The sequence below is a fragment of the Streptomyces litchfieldiae genome, assembly GCF_031845365.1.
GTDB lineage: Bacteria > Actinomycetota > Actinomycetes > Streptomycetales > Streptomycetaceae > Streptomyces > Streptomyces litchfieldiae.
In genome coordinates, this window is record NZ_JAVREL010000124.1 from 1 (window position 1) to 434 (window position 434).

At 70.3% G+C, this 434-nt stretch carries 1 protein-coding gene and 1 pseudogene; one reads left to right on the forward strand and one right to left on the reverse strand.

Features of this window, described 5'->3' with window-relative positions:
- Positions 1-271 (forward strand): annotated as a pseudogene (locus RM590_RS35685) (2-hydroxyacid dehydrogenase); the annotation flags it as partial.
- 10 nt (positions 272-281) lie between these two features.
- Here RM590_RS35685 and RM590_RS35690 read toward each other — a convergent pair.
- A partial coding sequence (locus RM590_RS35690; protein WP_311708967.1) for a glutamine amidotransferase-related protein occupies positions 282-434 on the reverse strand: 153 nt, incomplete at its 5' end.

The following is a 434-nucleotide window of genomic DNA, read 5'->3' on the forward strand; positions in this document are numbered from 1 at the left end:
GGTCACCGATTTGCGCGCCGGGCGCTTCCTCGGGGTCGGACTCGACGTGTACGAGGCGGAGGCCGGGCTCTTCTTCCTGGACAAGTCCCTGGAGGGCGTCGACGACGACACCCTGGCCCGCCTCGTCACCTTCCCCAACGTGATCGTCACCTCGCACCAGGCGTACTACACCGAGGACGCGGTGGGCCAGATCATCGACGCGACCGTCCAGAACGTCACCGACTACCTGGCCCGCCGCCCCAGCGAGAACGTGCTCGTGCCGCGTATCTGAACCGGAGGGCTCAGCCCGGCACCGGCAGCCCCGCCAGCAGCTCCGTCACTATCGCCGCCCCGCGCACGGTCAGCACCGACTCCGGGTGGAACTGCACCGAGGCGAAGCCGGGCCCGCGCAGCGCGTGCAGCTCACCGCTCTCCCCGTCCCGGCTCACCTCGAT